This window comes from Bradyrhizobium sp. CCBAU 51627 (assembly GCF_028128765.1).
In the GTDB taxonomy this organism is placed as follows: domain Bacteria; phylum Pseudomonadota; class Alphaproteobacteria; order Rhizobiales; family Xanthobacteraceae; genus Bradyrhizobium.
In genome coordinates this window covers 37,470-54,124 of the sequence record NZ_LBJG01000020.1, presented here as the reverse complement: position 1 = coordinate 54,124, position 16,655 = coordinate 37,470, and the positions used below count along the sequence as shown (strand labels likewise).

General features: G+C 62.1%; 14 protein-coding genes and 1 pseudogene. 8 read left to right on the top strand and 7 right to left on the bottom strand.

What is annotated here, in order from left to right; genetic code table 11:
- Positions 1-35: 35 nt before the first annotated feature.
- Positions 36-209 (top strand): annotated as a pseudogene (locus XH88_RS10540) (tautomerase family protein); the annotation flags it as partial.
- A gap of 47 nt (positions 210-256) precedes the next feature.
- Entirely contained in the window at positions 257-652 is a 396-nt protein-coding gene (locus tag XH88_RS10535) for a GFA family protein (protein WP_271615293.1), read from the top strand.
- A gap of 9 nt (positions 653-661) precedes the next feature.
- On the opposite strand, the gene XH88_RS10530 is transcribed toward XH88_RS10535, so the two are convergent.
- From XH88_RS10530 to XH88_RS10505, 6 genes are all read right to left on the bottom strand, one after another.
- Positions 662-1,525: an urea carboxylase-associated family protein gene (locus tag XH88_RS10530; RefSeq protein WP_271615292.1), complete on the bottom strand. Its 864-nt coding sequence runs from the start codon at positions 1,523-1,525 to the stop codon at positions 662-664.
- 72 nt (positions 1,526-1,597) lie between these two features.
- A complete protein-coding gene (locus XH88_RS10525; protein ID WP_271615291.1) occupies positions 1,598-2,524 on the bottom strand; it encodes a CobW family GTP-binding protein in 927 nt (308 codons plus the stop codon).
- Between the two features lie 2 nt (positions 2,525-2,526).
- Positions 2,527-4,017 (bottom strand): amidohydrolase family protein, encoded by a 1,491-nt coding sequence (locus tag XH88_RS10520; protein WP_442868434.1) that lies wholly within the window; start codon positions 4,015-4,017, stop codon positions 2,527-2,529.
- A gap of 78 nt (positions 4,018-4,095) precedes the next feature.
- Complete coding sequence (locus tag XH88_RS10515; protein WP_271615289.1) at positions 4,096-4,338, bottom strand: hypothetical protein; 243 nt, start codon at positions 4,336-4,338, stop codon at positions 4,096-4,098.
- 28 nt (positions 4,339-4,366) lie between these two features.
- Positions 4,367-5,092 carry a 2'-5' RNA ligase family protein gene (locus XH88_RS10510; RefSeq protein WP_271615288.1) on the bottom strand — a complete coding sequence of 242 codons (726 nt, stop codon included), beginning with the start codon at positions 5,090-5,092 and terminating at the stop codon, positions 4,367-4,369.
- Positions 5,093-5,216: 124 nt separating this feature from the next.
- Positions 5,217-8,000 (bottom strand): UPF0182 family membrane protein, encoded by a 2,784-nt coding sequence (locus XH88_RS10505; RefSeq protein ID WP_271615287.1) that lies wholly within the window; start codon positions 7,998-8,000, stop codon positions 5,217-5,219.
- A gap of 359 nt (positions 8,001-8,359) precedes the next feature.
- Between XH88_RS10505 and XH88_RS10500 the strand changes: the two genes are divergently transcribed.
- Both XH88_RS10500 and groL read left to right on the top strand, forming a co-directional pair.
- Positions 8,360-8,830, top strand: coding sequence for an aminoacyl-tRNA deacylase (locus tag XH88_RS10500; protein WP_271615286.1), 471 nt, complete (start codon positions 8,360-8,362; stop codon positions 8,828-8,830).
- 622 nt (positions 8,831-9,452) lie between these two features.
- The gene (gene groL / locus XH88_RS10495) at positions 9,453-11,078 is read left to right on the top strand and encodes a chaperonin GroEL (RefSeq protein WP_271615285.1); all 1,626 of its coding nucleotides are present in this window, start codon (positions 9,453-9,455) and stop codon (positions 11,076-11,078) included.
- 41 nt (positions 11,079-11,119) lie between these two features.
- Here the strand turns inward: groL and XH88_RS10490 are convergent, their stop codons facing one another.
- The gene (locus XH88_RS10490; RefSeq protein ID WP_271615284.1) at positions 11,120-11,416 is read right to left on the bottom strand and encodes a cytosolic protein; all 297 of its coding nucleotides are present in this window, start codon (positions 11,414-11,416) and stop codon (positions 11,120-11,122) included.
- Between the two features lie 729 nt (positions 11,417-12,145).
- Between XH88_RS10490 and XH88_RS10485 the strand changes: the two genes are divergently transcribed.
- The 4 genes from XH88_RS10485 to XH88_RS10470 all read left to right on the top strand — a co-directional run bounded on the left by XH88_RS10485 (position 12,146) and on the right by XH88_RS10470 (position 16,489).
- Complete coding sequence (locus XH88_RS10485) at positions 12,146-13,480, top strand: ABC transporter substrate-binding protein (protein ID WP_271615283.1); 1,335 nt, start codon at positions 12,146-12,148, stop codon at positions 13,478-13,480.
- A gap of 90 nt (positions 13,481-13,570) precedes the next feature.
- Positions 13,571-14,521 (top strand): carbohydrate ABC transporter permease, encoded by a 951-nt coding sequence (locus tag XH88_RS10480; protein WP_271615282.1) that lies wholly within the window; start codon positions 13,571-13,573, stop codon positions 14,519-14,521.
- Entirely contained in the window at positions 14,521-15,372 is an 852-nt protein-coding gene (locus XH88_RS10475) for a carbohydrate ABC transporter permease (protein ID WP_271615281.1), read from the top strand. The genes XH88_RS10480 and XH88_RS10475 overlap by 1 nt, the downstream gene beginning before the upstream one ends.
- Positions 15,373-15,397: 25 nt before the next feature.
- Complete coding sequence (locus XH88_RS10470; protein ID WP_271615280.1) at positions 15,398-16,489, top strand: ABC transporter ATP-binding protein; 1,092 nt, start codon at positions 15,398-15,400, stop codon at positions 16,487-16,489.
- Positions 16,490-16,655 lie beyond the last annotated feature (166 nt).

The window sequence follows — 16,655 nt, the reverse complement described above, 5'->3', positions numbered from 1 at the left end:
AGCTTTAAGCATTGGGGTTCGCCGCTCCGGCAAATCAGATCACCGTGTTTGCTTCGCGAACGCCCGAGCAGAAGAGGGCGTTGCATCGAAGGATCGCAGATCTGCTCGGCGAGAATCCCGGCATCCGGCCCGAAGATGTGTTCGTCAACGTACTCGATGCCTCCGCGGAAAACTGGTCCGTCGGACACGGCCTCGCGCAATTTGCGTGAGCGTCGAGGATCTGTCACCTTCTTGAGAATTGCCGAAGGGGAATGACATGACCGTATTCCGGGGAAGCTGCTTGTGCGGCGATGTCGCCTTCGAGGTCGAGGCTCCGTTCGACCGTTTCCTCAACTGCCATTGTTCGCGCTGCCGCAAGGCCACCGGCACGGCTCATTCATGTGAGGTGATCGTCAAGGCGGGCGCACTGCGCTGGCTCCGCGGCGAAGAATTGGTGGCGCGCTTCGATTTGCCGAATGCGAAAAGCTTTGCCTCCGCATTCTGCAAGACGTGCGGCAGCCCGATGCCACATCTGACGCGCAGCGGGCGCGAGGCGATCATCCATGCCGGCGCCTTCGACGAGCCGCTGGGCGCGACGCCCGACCGGCATGTGCAGTGGACGTCACGCGCAGCGTGGTATGTGCACGGGGACGGGATACCGGTGGAGGATTAAGACCCAGCTTCATGCATCGACGCCGTGGTGACGGTGATACGCACTCGGCATCGGCCAGGTCCAGTCCTTCAGCGTCGTTCGATCCGGCTCGAAGATTTCGATCTTGAGCGGATGGCACGCCGCGGCATCGCTGGAATGGGTTGCGCTGCAGTCCCCACCGGGACAGGCCGACAACGCTCCGAGCAGGTCGATCTCCGCGAAGAACTCGATGAAGTCGCCGGGGCGGACCGGACTTGCCTTCATGAAATACTGATGCGTGTCCCGCGTGAAGCCGGTGCACATGAAGACATTGAGCACATCGTGGACGTGATGCTCCACTGCAGCGGGATCGAGCTTCAATTCGGCGGCGAGCGCGCGGGACAGGTTGGAGTGACAGCAGAAATCGTAAGTCGTGCCGTTCAACAGGAGATTGGTATAGGGATCGCAGCGGGTGCCGATGACATCATGAATGCCGGCGCCATCGGCGTCGAAACCGTACCAGCCGAGCGTATCGTGGCTGATGGTCGCCATGGGCCGGAGATAAGGCATCGTGCTCCAGAGCCTGTTACCGAGGCCAACATGCGTGCCGTGGAGCGCCCGCGTCTTGCCGCTGAAGAAGTGCTCGGCGAGATCGGCTGCGTTCCAGAGATTGAGATCGCCGACCTGGGGGCCGTCAATGCTGACGATGCGGACAAACTGGCCGCGCGCCACACGAAAGGCTCGTGCATCGCGAGGCGGCACGATGAGCTCGTGCGTCTTGACCAGCGTCTGCCGCGCGGATTCGAGCGTGGCCATGTCAGGCCCTGGCATCGACCCGGCCGGATAGACGATGACCGGCTTGGCCGCGCGGCGCGAGGCTGCGTCAGTGGGGGCGGATGAGGTATTCAGGGACATCTCTGGCCTCGGATCGACACGGCAAGACAACAAGCGGCCGACATTGGACGCGATCGACTCTATCGCGGCACGTCAACCTGGAGCAACACAGCCGTCCATCAGCGCGTCGATCTCCGGCTTGGAGAGCACGCCGAGTTCGGCGATGAAGACGATTCGCGCGCGGGGCACGCCCGGTGCGGGCGCTTCGCCCGGCGCAAGCGTCGCGCGGCCGCCGGCGAACTGGAACACCATCTGGCGGCCGGGCTGCTCGATTGTCTCGAACAAACCTTTCGCGCGCGCGAGTTTCGGCGCCAGCTTGCCGATCGCCTGCTGCAGCCGCGGCAGCGAGAGCGGCCGGTCGGAGGTCCAGCTCAACGTCTCGAAGCGATCTTCTGCCGGGCGTTTCGGCCCCGGTTGGCGCGGCGCGGGCGCGCGATCGCTTGCGGGAAACAGCAGCGCGGACGGAATCCCGCCCTGCTTCGCATCGACCACCACGGCGGCAACGCGCTGCGCGCGGATGGCCTCGCGGATGCGCACACCGGCGCCTTCGCCCGCCAGGTCCAGCTTGCTCAATGCCACGATGTCGGCGACGCGCAGCTGCGAACGCTGAAGCGCATCGTTGAGCGCCGCCGGCGGCGTCGCGGCGTCCAGCACGCAGAGCACGGTTTCCAGCGGCGCCTCGCGCAGGATCACGGGATCCATCAGGTTGCGGACGATATCGGCGGGATCGGCGACACCGGAGGTCTCGATGACGATGGTGTCAGGCTTCGGATCACGCCGCAGCAGCGTCGCGAGCGTGCGCAGCAGATCACCTTCAAGCGAGCAGCAGATGCAGCCGTTACTGAGGCTCACCACTCCGTCGCTCGCGCCCGCGATCAACTCGGCATCGATGTTGATCGCGCCGAAATCGTTGACGACAGCGGCGATCCGCCGCCCGTCCGCGTTTGCCAGCAGATGGTTGACGACCGTGGTCTTGCCCGCCCCCAGAAAGCCCGTCACCAGGAGAATGGGGACCGGCATGGTCATCCTCCGACGACCGGGCGGCGTACGGGGCGGCCGGGCCGTGCCGCGACGTCGAGCACGCCGTCGCTGATCAGTACCTGACCGCTGACGACGAGATGCCGCACGCCTTCCGACGGGCGGTTCATCGCCGCGAACGTCGCGCGGTCCGAAAGCTTCTCATAGTCGAACACGACGATGTCGGCATCGGCGTCCTTGGCGAGCCGGCCCTTGGCGCGCATCGCGGGCGTGCTTTGCGACAGGATGTCTGCGGGGATCAGGGCGCATTTGCGCACGCCTTCGAGCAGCGACACCGCTTTGCGCTCGCGCACCCATTCGCGGATGAACTTCGTGAAGCAGCCGGCCGAGCGCGGATGCGAGGTGGCGTCATCAGGCAGCGGCCAGGCATCACCCTTGTAGGTGGTGCCGTCCGACAGGGTCCATGGCATCGCGTCGGACGCGATCGCGCCGCCGGGATAGAGCACCGACATGTCGAGAAGGTCGCGATGATGCGCATTGTTCTCGGTATCGAGGATGTGCCAGAGCACCAGCGAGGATGGCTCCTCGGCCTGCGCCTTCAAGAGCTCCTCGCGGTCGTGAAAGCGATAGCCGTCGGTCACGCGCTGCACGGAATCATAACCGGTGCCGTTGCGCTCGACGAACTGGGGATCGCTGAAGAACGCCGCCGCCAGCACCGTCGAGCCGGTGCCGTAAGGGTAGGCCTCGACCGTGATGGGAAGCCCTTGCGCCTGCGCCTTCTCGACCAGCACGCGGCAGCGTTCGACGTCGGTCTTGCTCGAGGAGTTGAAATGGCAAATGTGCATATGTGCGCCGGTGGCGCCGGCATAGCCGATCAGGCGGATATAGGCCTCCGCGGCGCTTTCCGGGTCGATGCGCGACATGTAGGCGACGTGGGTGAAGGTCGGCACGTTCTGCCTGGCCGCGAGCTGGCATACCGCGGTCAGCTCCTGCACGCCGGCTCCCGGCGCATAGGCGTTGAGGATGCCGATGCCGATGCCGCCCTCGTTCAGTCCGCGCGCCAGGCGCTCGAGGATGCCGGCGACCTCCGTATCGGTCGCGACGTTGTCCATCCAGCGGCGGTCGCGCATGGCATTGCCGAACGCCTCCAGCGAACTCTCGGCATTGGAGCCCGTCATCGCGCCGATGCGCGCGAAGGCCCAATTGGTGGCGGCGCCGTAGTTCAGCACGCGGCCTTTCCTGGCCTGACGCTCATACCAGGACGCGACCGGCAGCACGCCGGCCTCGAGGTCGAGCGTCGTCGTTACGCCGTCAAAGGCCTGCATGCGGTCAGCGGGAATGGATTGGCCGTGTGCGTGCAGATCGATAAAGCCGGGCGCGACCACGAGCCCGGTCGCATCGATCACGCGCTCGGCGCCGCCCAGCGAGGCGCCGACGGCGGCGATCTTGCCGTCGACCACCGCCACGTCGCCAGCGGCGTCCATGCCGCTCGCCGGATCCACCACCCGGCCGCCAGAGATCACCAAACCGCTCATATCGTCACTCCGCCAAGCTATTTCCAAAGTCTCCAAAGGTCCGGCAGCTACTTCGGAGGCAGAGACCGGCCGCATCGCTCAACCGTCCCGGCGCGCATCAAGGCAGATTTTTTGATGAACCACCACCGCCACTGAAGCCGACGAAGTATGCAGATTGCTGCACGCATCACGGCGGACGCGCAGGTGGGATGCAGTCCCCGGTTGCATCTCGGCCACGTCCAAGCTATCGGGTGCGCGCATTTTCATTTTGGAGGCGACCATGTCGACGACTGCACGCTTCCCGGGTTCGCCGCATTGCGAACCTGTTGTCATGACTTCCATCGTCTGCCGCCAGCGAAGCGATTGTCGATCACGACGGTAACCGCCGCTCTGCGAGGATCCGCACCGGCGGAAAGGAAACGCAATCGACTGTATCGAAGGTCACTTCGAAGCTGCGATCGAACCCTCGTGCATAGGCAATGGCATCACCGCACCGTTCGCCGGCGACGGCGGTGCCGAGCGTACAATGCGGAATCCATGCGCCGGGGCGGTAGTGAGGACGACAATGGGCCGGATCGATTGCGGCGCTGACGGCGCTGTGGATGCGGGCCAGCGCCCTGTCGACCACCGGCTCCGCCCAGAGCACAAGCGGAGAGCCTTCGAACCAGCGAATTCGCCTGAATTCGATGCGCAGCTGCGTTTCGCCAGCCACGGCTGCCAGCATGGCGTTCCACGCGACCTGTTGGTCGACCGCAGGCCCGTCGTAGATCGCAAATGTGAAATGCGGACGGTAGCCGAGCGCACGCATCGATGGCTTGGCCTCGAACGCGCCGACCTGATCCCACAACCGCTCGATCTCGCCTGCCGGATCGTTGTCGGCTCGGATGTTGATTGCCAATGACATAGGCTCACCAAAGTGTGGGACAGCCGTCTCCCTCGCAAGCCACCCGCGAAGAACATGAATTCTCGCGAAAATCAAGTTCTCCCATCGATTGGGCGGCGGATGCTTGATCGTCTGCTGAGGTGTAACGAATGAACTTTCATCACGAGAGCAGAACGATGTCCGGCAAGCAGACGCTCGATGGGCGACTGACAATTACAGCTTGAGAACAACCCGCCAACCGCTTCCGGAGTAGCGTCGGCGCTAATGCGTTCACCCGCGCCCATCGTTTCCATGCCTCGGCCGGTAGAGGATGTAAGGATGCGGAAAGCGGGAGGCGTTATTGGCCGACGGGGCGTCGGTTCATGCCCTCCAGGAGCTCGCGCATCGCATCGAATTGCGTGCCGAAGCCTTTCCAATCCCCTGCCTTCAATCGCTCCACTGCCTGGTTGTAGCGATCAAGCGCCTCCCTGGACTGATTTTCGGTACGGCTTGCCAGGGGCGCTTCCCCCGTCCTGCTCGAGGCGACCGGCGCCGAACCGGATTCCGTGAACAGAGCCGACAACGCCTCGGCGAGCGTTTCCTTCATCACGACGCGCTCACCATAAGCTGCGATCACGCGCTTCAGCTCCGGCAGGTGTCCGTGCTCCGCCCGCAAATAAAGTGGCGACACATAAAGGATCGAGTTGTCGATCGGAATCGCAAGCAAATTCGCGCCGCGGATCACCCGCGAGCCCATTTGATTCCATAGCGTGAGCTGTTGCGAGATCTCGGTAGTCTGATTGATCCTCGCCTCGATCTGGAACGGCCCGTAGACGAGCTTGTCCTTCGGGAACTCGTAGACGATCAATTTGCCGTAGTCGGGCGCGTCGCAACGAGCGGCGAGCCACGCGATCATGTTGTCGCGGCGGCTCGGAACCATGGGAAGCATGAGGAAGAACTCAGCCTGCGCTTCGCCGGGCAACCGCATGATGATGTAATAGGGGGTCATGGTCGAGATGCCGTCGCCGCCCGGCTGACGCGGGAATTGCCAGAGATCCTCGCGGTTGTAGAAAACGTCGGCCGACTCCATGTGATAGGCTTGGTACAGCCGGGCCTGGATCAGGAACAGGTCTTCCGGATAGCGAACGTGCTTGCGCAAATCCGGCGGCATCGTCGTGAACGGCTTGAACAGGCTCGGAAAGATGCGCTGGTAGGTCGCCGCAATCGGGTCGCGGGAATCAATCAGGTAGAAGTCGACAGTCCCATTATAGGCATCGACGACGACCTTCGCCGAATTGCGAATGTAGTTGAGATCGAGACCCTGTGCGGGCTGTGCATACGGGAAATGGGCGTTCGTCGTGTAGACGTCCTGTATCCAGAACAGGCGCCCATTGCTGACGACCAGATAGGGATCATGATCGAGCTTCAGGAACGGAGCGATCGCGCTGACCCGCTCCTGGATATTGCGCCGGATCATGATCCGGCTGTTGCTCGTGATGTAGTCTGAAAGAATGAGGTTCGGGTCGTTGAAATAGTAGGCAAACAGCGTTCGCGTGGCCATTCCTCCGATCGGAATGCCGCCTGCGCCGGCATAGGTCGCGTAGGCGTTCTCCTTCCCCTTCGGGTAATCGAACTCCGGCGTGGAGCCCTTGACGATGACGTAGTCGTCGGTCTGCTCGCCGAAGTAGATGCGCGGCTCGTCGATCCTGGGACCGACGTCTGCGACGGGAGGGATGTCCCGCAGATAGAACAGCGGCAGTCCTTCGGCACTCTTGCGTGTGACCGGACTCATCACCGCGCCATTGCCGTGGGTGAACAGCACGTGGCGATTGACCCAGGTCTGGGCGTTCGGCGGCAGCAGCGAGGAGCGCAGTTCGCGGGCCGAGAGCATCACGCTCTGGTAGGAGCCGTCGAGCCAGTAACGATCGACGTCGAGGTCGTGGAATTTGTAGTAGGTGCGGATTTCCTGCAATTGCGCGTAGGTATCCGACAGAGGCAGCCAGTCCCACAGCCTGATATTCTCAATGGTCGCCTTGTTGGCGTCGAGCACCTCGGGGGTCAGCTTCTGCTCGGCGGCAAACGGCTTGGCTGTGATCTGATCGAGATTATAGGCCTGCCGGGTGAGCGCGATGTTGTATTCAAGGTAGGGCCTCTCCAGTTCCAGCTCGCTTGGCTTGACGAAGAACTGCCGGAACAGCCCAGGGACGACGCCGGACAGCACGAACACGCCGACGCTAACGAGCGCGATCGCCACGACCGGAAGCCGGTAAGTGCGAACGGAGATGTTCGCCCAGGCGACAAGCGCCGCGATGATGGAAAGTCCGATCATCAGCCACAACGCCGGCAGCCCTACATGCACGTCGGTGTAACTTGCGCCGACGACGACGCCGTTGTCGCCGTAGAGCAGCAGATAGCGGTCGAGACCATAGGACCAGGCTTTTGTCGCGAACAGAAAACCAAGCAGGGCGGAGCCGTGAGCGATCGCTGCCGGCGACATTGACCGGCGATGAGCGTCGTATTCGATGTCGCCATGCATCCAGTAGATCGCCGCAGCGAAAAGCCCGCTCAGGACGAGTACGAGCATCATCCAGTTCTTGATGATGAGATAGGCGGGCAGCGAGAACAGGTAGAAGCCGATATCCTTGTTGTAGAGCGGATCGTCCGCGCCGTATGGCACCTGATAGACAAATCGCAGGAAGACGCCCCAGTTGCCGGCTTCGGCCGCGGCGACAAGAAGAGCGAGCAAGACCACACCGCCTGTAATCAACCAGGGCCACGACAGTTGATCGCGCACAAGCGCAAGCAGATCCGGCGGCGCGTTGCCCGCAGCACTCCACGGCGGAGCGGCGGCTGGCTGCGTCGGGTGCCGTCCGGCAAAGTGCAATGCGAGCCATCCGTTCAACCAAAGGACGACGGTGGTCCCGGTCCAGACTGCAAGAAATACAACGAGTTCAGTGCCGATTGTCGTCCAGAAAACCTGGAGATAACCGATCGAGGAAAACCACAGCCAGTCGACCAGGAGGTCGCTCGCGAGCGCGAGCAGGATGAGGCAAGTCCCGATGACGGCGGCCGCAACGAGGAGCCTGACCGCGGCACTTTGCCTTGGTATCTTTCGTTTGGGTCCGGCAATCCGGATCGTCATGGTGCCATTATAGCGGAAATGAGAGACGCCCGCCCGCTCGATTCCGGATTAGCACCTCGAGGCGAGGACACGGGTGTGTCAGAACCGGCAGCGCGGAACAGGCGCACAGCCGCCAGATCGGCCGATACAGCTAGCGCTGCCAGTCAGTCGTCATGCGGCATCGCGCTCTCGAAGCAAAGCCGCACTGCATCATATCATGGAACATGACGCGCCATGCTGAATAAAACTGCGAACCCGCATATAATTGCGGATGGAAGACGATGTTGGGTCTATAATCAGCGAGTGCCCACCGTATGGCGAGAGTCTGCCGGGGAAGCCACTACGGTGGATGATCTGCATCTTGCATCGGAGGTCATGTCATGGCCATTGCTCCCACCCTCCAGAAATACCTAGCCGCTGAAAACATCCAGTACGAGGTGATCCCGCACGAACTCAGCATGACGTCCGCTCGAACGGCTGAGGCTTGCCACATCTCGGGCGACCGCCTCGCCAAAGGCATCGTGTTGCGGCGCGACGACGGATACATGCTGGCGGTCTTGCCCGCATCGCATCACCTCCGCCTTTCGGATCTGAGGTCAAACCTCGGCGACAATGTCCACATGGCCGATGAAGCCGAGATCAATCAGCTGTTCCGCGACTGTGTACACGGTGCGGTTCCTGCCGTCGGCAAGTGCTACGGGCTCGAAATCATCGTCGACGACAGCATCGAGGCACAGCCGGACATCTATATGGAAGCCGGCGATCACGAGACGCTGCTTCATATGGGTCACGCGCAGTTTTCGCGCTTGACGGCCGACGCGCCACACGGGCGCTTTAGCGGGCACGATTGAGAATCTTGTGCACACGGTGGGACGTCACGCCAGGCCCGAAAAGGTCATTCCCGACTCACGTGTCAGGGCTAAAACCGCGAGGCACTCAAAGGCCCGGTCATCACCAGACGAGGCGCCGCGCGTCATCTGCCCGGCGTCGAATCGTCGTAGCCCCGATGCATTCGCGCATGGGTGCCCCTTCCCATTTGCCCGAGCGACCCAAGCGTGTTCATCTGACAGCGATCGCGCCACGCGGGATACTACCACAAGTCACGCTAAGCGACTCGCACGCATCCGACAACGCGCATCCGTCATCTCCACCACAGAAAAGGCGAAATGTGTTGCCGACGCAACGTTAGCACGAGGGAGTTAACATGGGGCCGCTCCACCACGCGCAACGGATATACGCCCGGCGCGCGTTTCGGCGCGGCGCATCACCCGAACGGCCTCAGCAAGATTTTCGCGAGAACGAGAAATCGGAAAATGGCGCGCCAATCAGAACAAAAATGCGAACTCGTAGATAATTGAAATTGCTGTATAATCCAGACGTAACCGACGGACGGTCAAGGGTGCCGGCTCCTAATCGAAGCGACCTGAGACCGCTTGCTCAGCTTAAGAGGAGGAGTGAAGGGAGGTTCGCATCATGGTTGCCAAGGATCTGAAATTCGCGACCGAAGCGCGCGAACGGATGCTGCGGGGCATTGATACGCTGGCGAGTGCCGTCAAGGTCACGCTCGGTCCCAAAGGGCGCAATGTGGTGATCGAAAGATCGTTCGGCGCGCCGCGTATCACCAAGGACGGTATCACCGTCGCCAAGGAGATCGAGCTTGAGGACAGGTTCGAGAACATGGGCGCCCAGATGGTGCGCGAGGTGGCGTCCAGGACCAGCGATATCGCAGGCGACGGCACCACGACCGCAACCGTGCTCGCAGAAGCGATCGTCAAGGAAGGCGCCAAGTCGGTCGCCGCAGGCATGAATCCGATGGACCTCAAGCGCGGCATCGATCTTGCGGTGGACGCGATCGTGCATGACCTGAAGTCTCATGCCAGGAAGGTGACGGCTAACGAGGAGATCGCTCAGGTCGCCACCATCTCGGCGAATGGCGACGCCGAGATAGGCAAGTTCCTTGCCGACGCCATGAAGAAGGTCGGCCATGAGGGCGTCATTACGGTGGAGGAGGCAAAGAGCCTCAGCACCGAGCTCGAAATCGTCGAAGGCATGCAGTTCGACCGCGGCTACATCTCGCCCTATTTCGCCACCAATGCCGAAAAGATGCGCGTCGAGCTTGAGGACGTCTATCTGCTGATCCACGAGAAGAAGCTGTCTGCACTGCAGTCCCTGCTTCCGCTCCTGGAGGCGGTGGCGCAATCGGGCAAGCCGCTTCTGATCGTCGCGGAGGATGTGGAAGGCGAAGCGCTCGCAACGCTCCTGGTCAACAAGCTGCGTGGCGGCTTGAAGGTCGCCGCGGTGAAGGCGCCGGGTTTTGGCGAGCGCCGCAAGGCGATGCTGGAAGACATTGCGATCCTGACCGGCGGCACCGCGATCTCCGAAGATATCGGCATCAAGCTCGAGAATGTCACGCTCGACATGCTCGGGCGCGCCAAGAAGGTCGTGGTTGATAAGGAGAGCACGACCATCGTCGACGGCGCCGGCGCGAAAAAGGACATTGAAGCGCGCACGACGCAGATCAAGGTGCAGATCGAGGAGACCACCTCTGACTACGACCGCGAGAAACTCCAGGAGCGTTTGGCGAAGCTTGTCGGCGGGGTCGCGGTGATCCGCGTCGGCGGCGCAACCGAGGTCGAGGTCAAGGAGCGCAAGGACCGCGTCGACGACGCGCATCATGCAACGCGCGCAGCGGTCGAGGAAGGCATCCTTCCCGGCGGCGGCGTCGCCCTGCTGCGAGCGCAGAAGACGCTCAAGGGCATGAGGACGGCCAATGCCGATCAGAAGGCAGGCGTCGAGATCGTACGTCGCGCGCTGCGGATGCCAGCATGCCAGATCGCGGAGAACGCGGGTGAAGAGGGCTCGCTGGTCGTCAACAAGGTGCTTGAGAACGACAACTACAATTGGGGGTTCAATGCTGCGACCGGCGAATATCAGGACATGGTGAAGGCCGGCGTGATCGACCCCGCCAAGGTCGTGCGTACCGCGTTGCAGGATGCCTCCTCCATCGCCGCGCTCCTGATCACGACGGAAGCGCTGGTCGCCGAAAAGCCGAAGAAGGCCGAGACGCATGCGCCGAACATGCCGCCAGTGGATTTCTGACGGCAACCAGCCGCTCTCTTCCGGGCGCGATCAAGCGCGCATCAGGCTTGCTCTTGCAATACTGCGGCACCGAGTTCGTCGAAACGAAACAGCTGAAAGATCCGCTGGCCATTGAAATCGAGGACCCTCAAGTCGTCTGTTTCGTGCAAATCGCTCTCGACCGCGTGGAAATGCCCGCCATAGCGCTCCTTCGCGAGATCAAGCGGCACATCGAAGGCGACAAACTTGTCGATTCCCTTGGCTTTGAGCCTGCCCAGGAACTTCGGATCGTGCAGCGTTCCGTGGGACGTGAGGACCAGCAACGGACCACTGGCCGTCAGCAGCAGAAAAGACCTCATCGATCAACTCCCTGGTCGTTGGTTTCATCAGCACCTATGCGGCGAATAAGGCCGCGGCAATCGTCGTGCTGGTGCGTATCGATGGATACATAAGAGCGAGCCGGCTCGACTGCACGGTTGCGATTGTTCAGAGAAAGGGGGCGGCATCGTCTTCGGCATGCTCAATCTGCGACACGACCGCACCTGCGCTTCGGCGAACCGGACCGCGGCAGCCGAGTGTGTCGTCGAGAGGTGTGCGCCGCGTGTCCTGATCCCAAGAGGGCGCCTTGTTTTCGAAGGCACGTCGGCGATGACGACCAGGCCTTTACCGGGCCTTTCGCGCAATCTGCCAGTCGAAGTTATTGCGGGGGGCCTAAGGCTGGCTGCGGTACCGCAACGGAAGGCAATGGCGCGCCACCGAGGATAAATCGACGAACACGTATATTGTTGAAATTACAATGTAATTCTTGATTGCCAAGCTGGATTGTATCCCGGCCTTGAGGGAGCAAGACTCCTCCGGAGCTGGGCTGGGACGGCGGCTGGATCGCCTGAATGGTGCGGCGGGGCGCCCGGCAGAACCGACGCTGTCCTGGTTTGGCGCCGGCTCGGGCGAGCTTCCGTCCTCTGCGCCTCCATCACGGAAATTGCGCGGGCGCGCTTGTATCTGAAGTCGTTCACGCCCAAGTCTTTCAGGTTACGTCCACGTCTGGGAAGGAGACTCAACCTACAAGATAACAGGGAGGACAGATCATGGCTCGCATAAGTCGGCGTAAGCTCCTTAAGCTTTCCGGCGGCGGCGCTGTCGCGGCAAGGACCGGAGGGATAGCGTCAATTCTTGCGCTGAAGCAGGCCCCCGCCTACGCACAAGGAACGACAGTTCACTGGCTGCGCTGGAACGATTTCGTTCCTGCCTCAGACCAAGTGCTCCGCAACGCGATCATACCCGATTGCGCAAAGGCGCTTGGCATCAAGCTCAACATTGAGATGATCAACGGGAACGACATCCAGGCACGCACGACCTCGGCGATTCAGTCTGGCACCGGACCTGACGTGATCTGCGCCCTCAACAACTGGCCGCAGCTCTACCCCGAAAGCGTCGTCGACGTGAGCGACGTGGCCGACGAAATAGGCAAGGCACAAGGCGGCTTCTACGAGGAATCACGCGTCGTCGCCAATGACGGCAAGAAATGGATCGCCGTCCCCTGGTGCGTGCTCGGCGCGCAGTTGGCATACCGCAAGTCCTGGTTCGCGGAGATCGGCTACGACGCGCCAAAGTTCCCGCAGACCTGGGAGGAATATCGCGAGGCGGGCAAGAAGCTCAAGGCGAAGGGCCGGCCCCTGGGGCAGGCGGTCAGCCACAGCTTCGGCGATCCGCCGACTTATGCCTATCCGTATCTTTGGTCATGGGGCGGCAAGGAGGTCGAAGCGGACGGCAAGACGGTGGTGCTGAACTCCAAGGCGACGGTCGATTCCGTCAACTTCGCCGTTGGCTTCTGGAAGGACGCTTATGACGATGGTGGGCTCGCCTGGGACGACAGCAGCAATAACCGGGCCTTCCTCGCTGGCACGATCAGCTCCACGTTAAACGGCGCCTCGATCTATATCGAGGCCAAGCGCAAGCCCGAGGTCTATCTTACCGAAACCGGCACCCCGCTCTGGAAGGACATCCTGCACGCGCCGCTGCCCAAGGGCGTCGCCGGCCAGTTCGGCTATCACCTGCCGATGTCGAACATGCTGATGAAGTATGTGAAAGACCCAAAGGCCGGCAAGGAGTTCCTGCGCTGGATCACCTCGAAACCGGTCTATCAAACATGGTTCGATTCGCAGCAGGGCTATTCCGTCGGGGCGACCACGATTTGGGAGCAGGATAAGCTCTGGGAAAAGGACCCCGTCATGCTGCCCTTCCGGACGGCGGCGCGGGCCGGACGTTTCCCCGGCTACGCCGGACCGGCCGACCGGCACGCAGCCGAGGTGCTGAGCAAGTACATCGTGGTCGACATGACTGCAAAGGCGATACAAGGCATGCCGGTCCAGGACGCCGTGAAATGGGCGCACGATGAGGTCGCAGGAATCCATGCCGCTTGAAGCGCCTGCCTTGGCGCACTAGCCTAGTGCTCGCCCCGGCGCTGCGGCCCGCGGCCGCAGCGCTCCGGCAGTTGTCCGGAGATGAGCTCGATGGTCGTCGACTCCGTTGCCGCCGTCAAATCTGCCAAATCCTACGTGGCCGCGCCACGGCGCGGGCCGGTCACGCGAATTCTCGAGAACGAGGGCTGGTTCGCTTTCTTCCTTCTGCTGCCGACCGCGGTGCTGCTCGGCCTCTTCATGGCCTATCCCTTCATCGAGGGCGTGCTGCTGGCCCTGAGCGACGCCAAGGTCGGCGTGCCCGGAAACTTCGTCGGACTGCAGAACTTCGCAGTCCTGCTGAACGACAGCATCTTCCGGATCGCAGTCTGGAATACCGTCCTCTACACGGCGGTGACGACCGTCTTCAAGCTGGCGCTCGGCTTGTGGCTTGCTCTGCTGCTCAACCGCCATTTCAGGGGAAAGGCCGTAACCCGCGCCTTCGTCCTGCTGCCATTCATCATCCCGACCGTGCTCTCGACCTTTGCGTGGAAGTGGATGTTCGATCCGACCTTCAGCGTCATCAACTGGACGCTCTTTCACCTCGGTATCATCCGCACTCGCATCAATTGGCTGAGCGATCCCGGACTTGCGCTCGTCTCGGTGATCATCGTCAATATCTGGCGCGGCGTGCCGTTCTACGCGATCAGCCTGTTGGCTGGATTGCAGACCATCAACCCGGAGCTGGCCGAGGCGGCGGCGATCGATGGAGCGCGACCCTGGCAGCGCTTCCGCTACATCACCTGGCCGCTGCTGCTGCCGGTCACCATGGTCGTCGTGCTGTTCTCAGTGATCCAAACCTTCGCCGATTTCCAGCTCGTCTATGTGTTGACCGGCGGCGGACCGGCCAACGCCACGCAGCTCTTCGCCACATACGCCTATCAGATCGGCGTCGGCACGGGTCTGCTGGGTCAGGGCGCGGCGATATCGCTCGCCATGTTCCCGGTGCTGCTGGTCGTCGTCGTCGTGCAGCTCCTCTATATCCGCCGAGTGGAGATACACTAATGATCGAGGGCGCGCGCTGGCGACGTTGGATCTTCTTCAATCTCCCGCTCACGCTGTTCGTGATCGGGCTGCTCTTCCCATTCTATTGGATGGTGGTGACGACGGTGCGGCCGGACGCCGAGCTCTATCGGCCATGGATGGCGCCGAACTACACGCCCTTCTGGACCCTCCATCCTACCCTCGACCATATCCGATACCTGCTCGACGAGACGCTGTTCAGCAGGTGGATGCTGAACACCTTCTTCATCTCCGTGCTTGCCACCGCGATCTCGCTTTTCTGCGGGCTCCTTGCCGGCTACGCGCTCTCCCGGCTCAAATTTCCGTTCGCCGGCAGTCTCGGCACCGGAATCTTCATCACCTATCTCGTGCCGCAGACGCTGCTGTTCATTCCGCTCGCCGATGTCATCCGCAACTTTCGCCTCGGCGATACGCCATGGGCGCTCATACTGACATACCCCACCTTCCTCATCCCGTTCTGTACGTGGCTGCTGATGGGCTACTTCAAGGCGATCCCACGCGAGCTCGAGGAATGCGCGCGCATCGACGGCGCGACGCGCTGGCAAGCGATGGTCTACATCGTTTTTCCGGTCGCCGTGCCGGGCATCCTCTCAGCCGGAATCTTCGCGTTCACCTTGTCGTGGAACGAGTTCATCTATGCCCTCGTCTTCCTGTCCTCGCCAGAGCAGAAGACAGTTTCCGTCGGCATAACCTCGGAGCTTGTCCGAGGTGACGTGTTCTACTGGGGCTCGCTGATGGCCGGCGCGCTGCTCGGTTCAGTGCCGGTGGCGCTGATCTATTCCTTCTTCGTGGAGTACTACGTCGCCGGCATCACAGGGTCCGTCAAGGGCTGACCGCAAATCCGCCGAAGGGTGAACCATGGCCCGGGTCATCATACGGAACTTGAACAAGAAGTTTGACGGTGTCCATGCCGTCAAGGACGTGAACCTTGAAATTCACGACAAGGAATTCGTGGTTCTGGTCGGTCCCTCGGGCTGCGGCAAAACCACGACGCTCCGCATGGTGGCTGGGCTCGAATCGATCACATCGGGCGAGGTCCTGATCGGCGACCGGGTGGTCAACGAGCTGCCTCCGATGGACCGCGACATCGCCATGGTGTTCCAGAACTACGCCCTTTATCCGCACATGAACGTCTATGACAACATGGCCTTCGGCCTGAAGATGCGCGGGTTCGATCGCGTCGAGATCACCAGCCGCGTGCAGGCCGCGGCCGAAATCCTCGGCATTCACGAACAGCTGAATCGCAAGCCGCGGCAGCTGTCCGGCGGTCAGCGGCAGCGCGTCGCGTTGGGGCGCGCCATCGTGCGACATCCGCAGGTGTTCCTGTTCGACGAGCCGCTATCGAACCTCGACGCCAAGCTGCGCATCCAGATGCGGGTGGAGATCAAGAAGATCCACGTCCGCCTCGGCACCACCGCGATCTACGTGACCCACGATCAGGTCGAAGCGATGACGCTCGGCGATCGCGTGGTCGTCATGAAGGATGGTGTGGTTCAGCAGGTGGGCGAGCCGCTCGAGCTCTACAACGAGCCTGCCAACCGCTTCGTCGCAGGCTTCATCGGCTCCCCAGCCATGAACTTCGCGACGGTGGAGATGGCCGACGCGGACGGCGCCCTCTGGGCACGCCATGAGGGCATCCGCATTAAGGTGCCGGAGGGGATCGCAGGCCGGCTCAGGCGGCATGCCGGAGAGAATGTCACGCTTGGGATCCGGCCGGAGGATTTGCGCGTCGCATCCGACGGCGACACGGCGGACCAAAGCTTCGATGCCGTGGTCGAGGTCATCGAGAAGCTCGGCTCCCAGATTCTCCTGGACGTGAAGGTGGGCCCGAACACGATGGTGGCGGCAGTGGAGCCGACCGTCAAAGCGAAAGTTCATGACCACCTTCGCCTCGCGCTGAATCCCGACCGGCTGCACTTCTTCGACGGTGTCTCGCAAGCGGCAATCTGACGTATTTTTTTACAATAGCCTGCTCGGGATCGCGCGACGTGTTCGCACGCCTTTGGATAACTACAAAACGTCAACGGTGGCGGCGGAGCGTCGATCGGGTCAGCATGACGACGCATCCGCAAACCGCTTGATAGACAAATTACTTGATACAAAGGGCTCTTCGGCG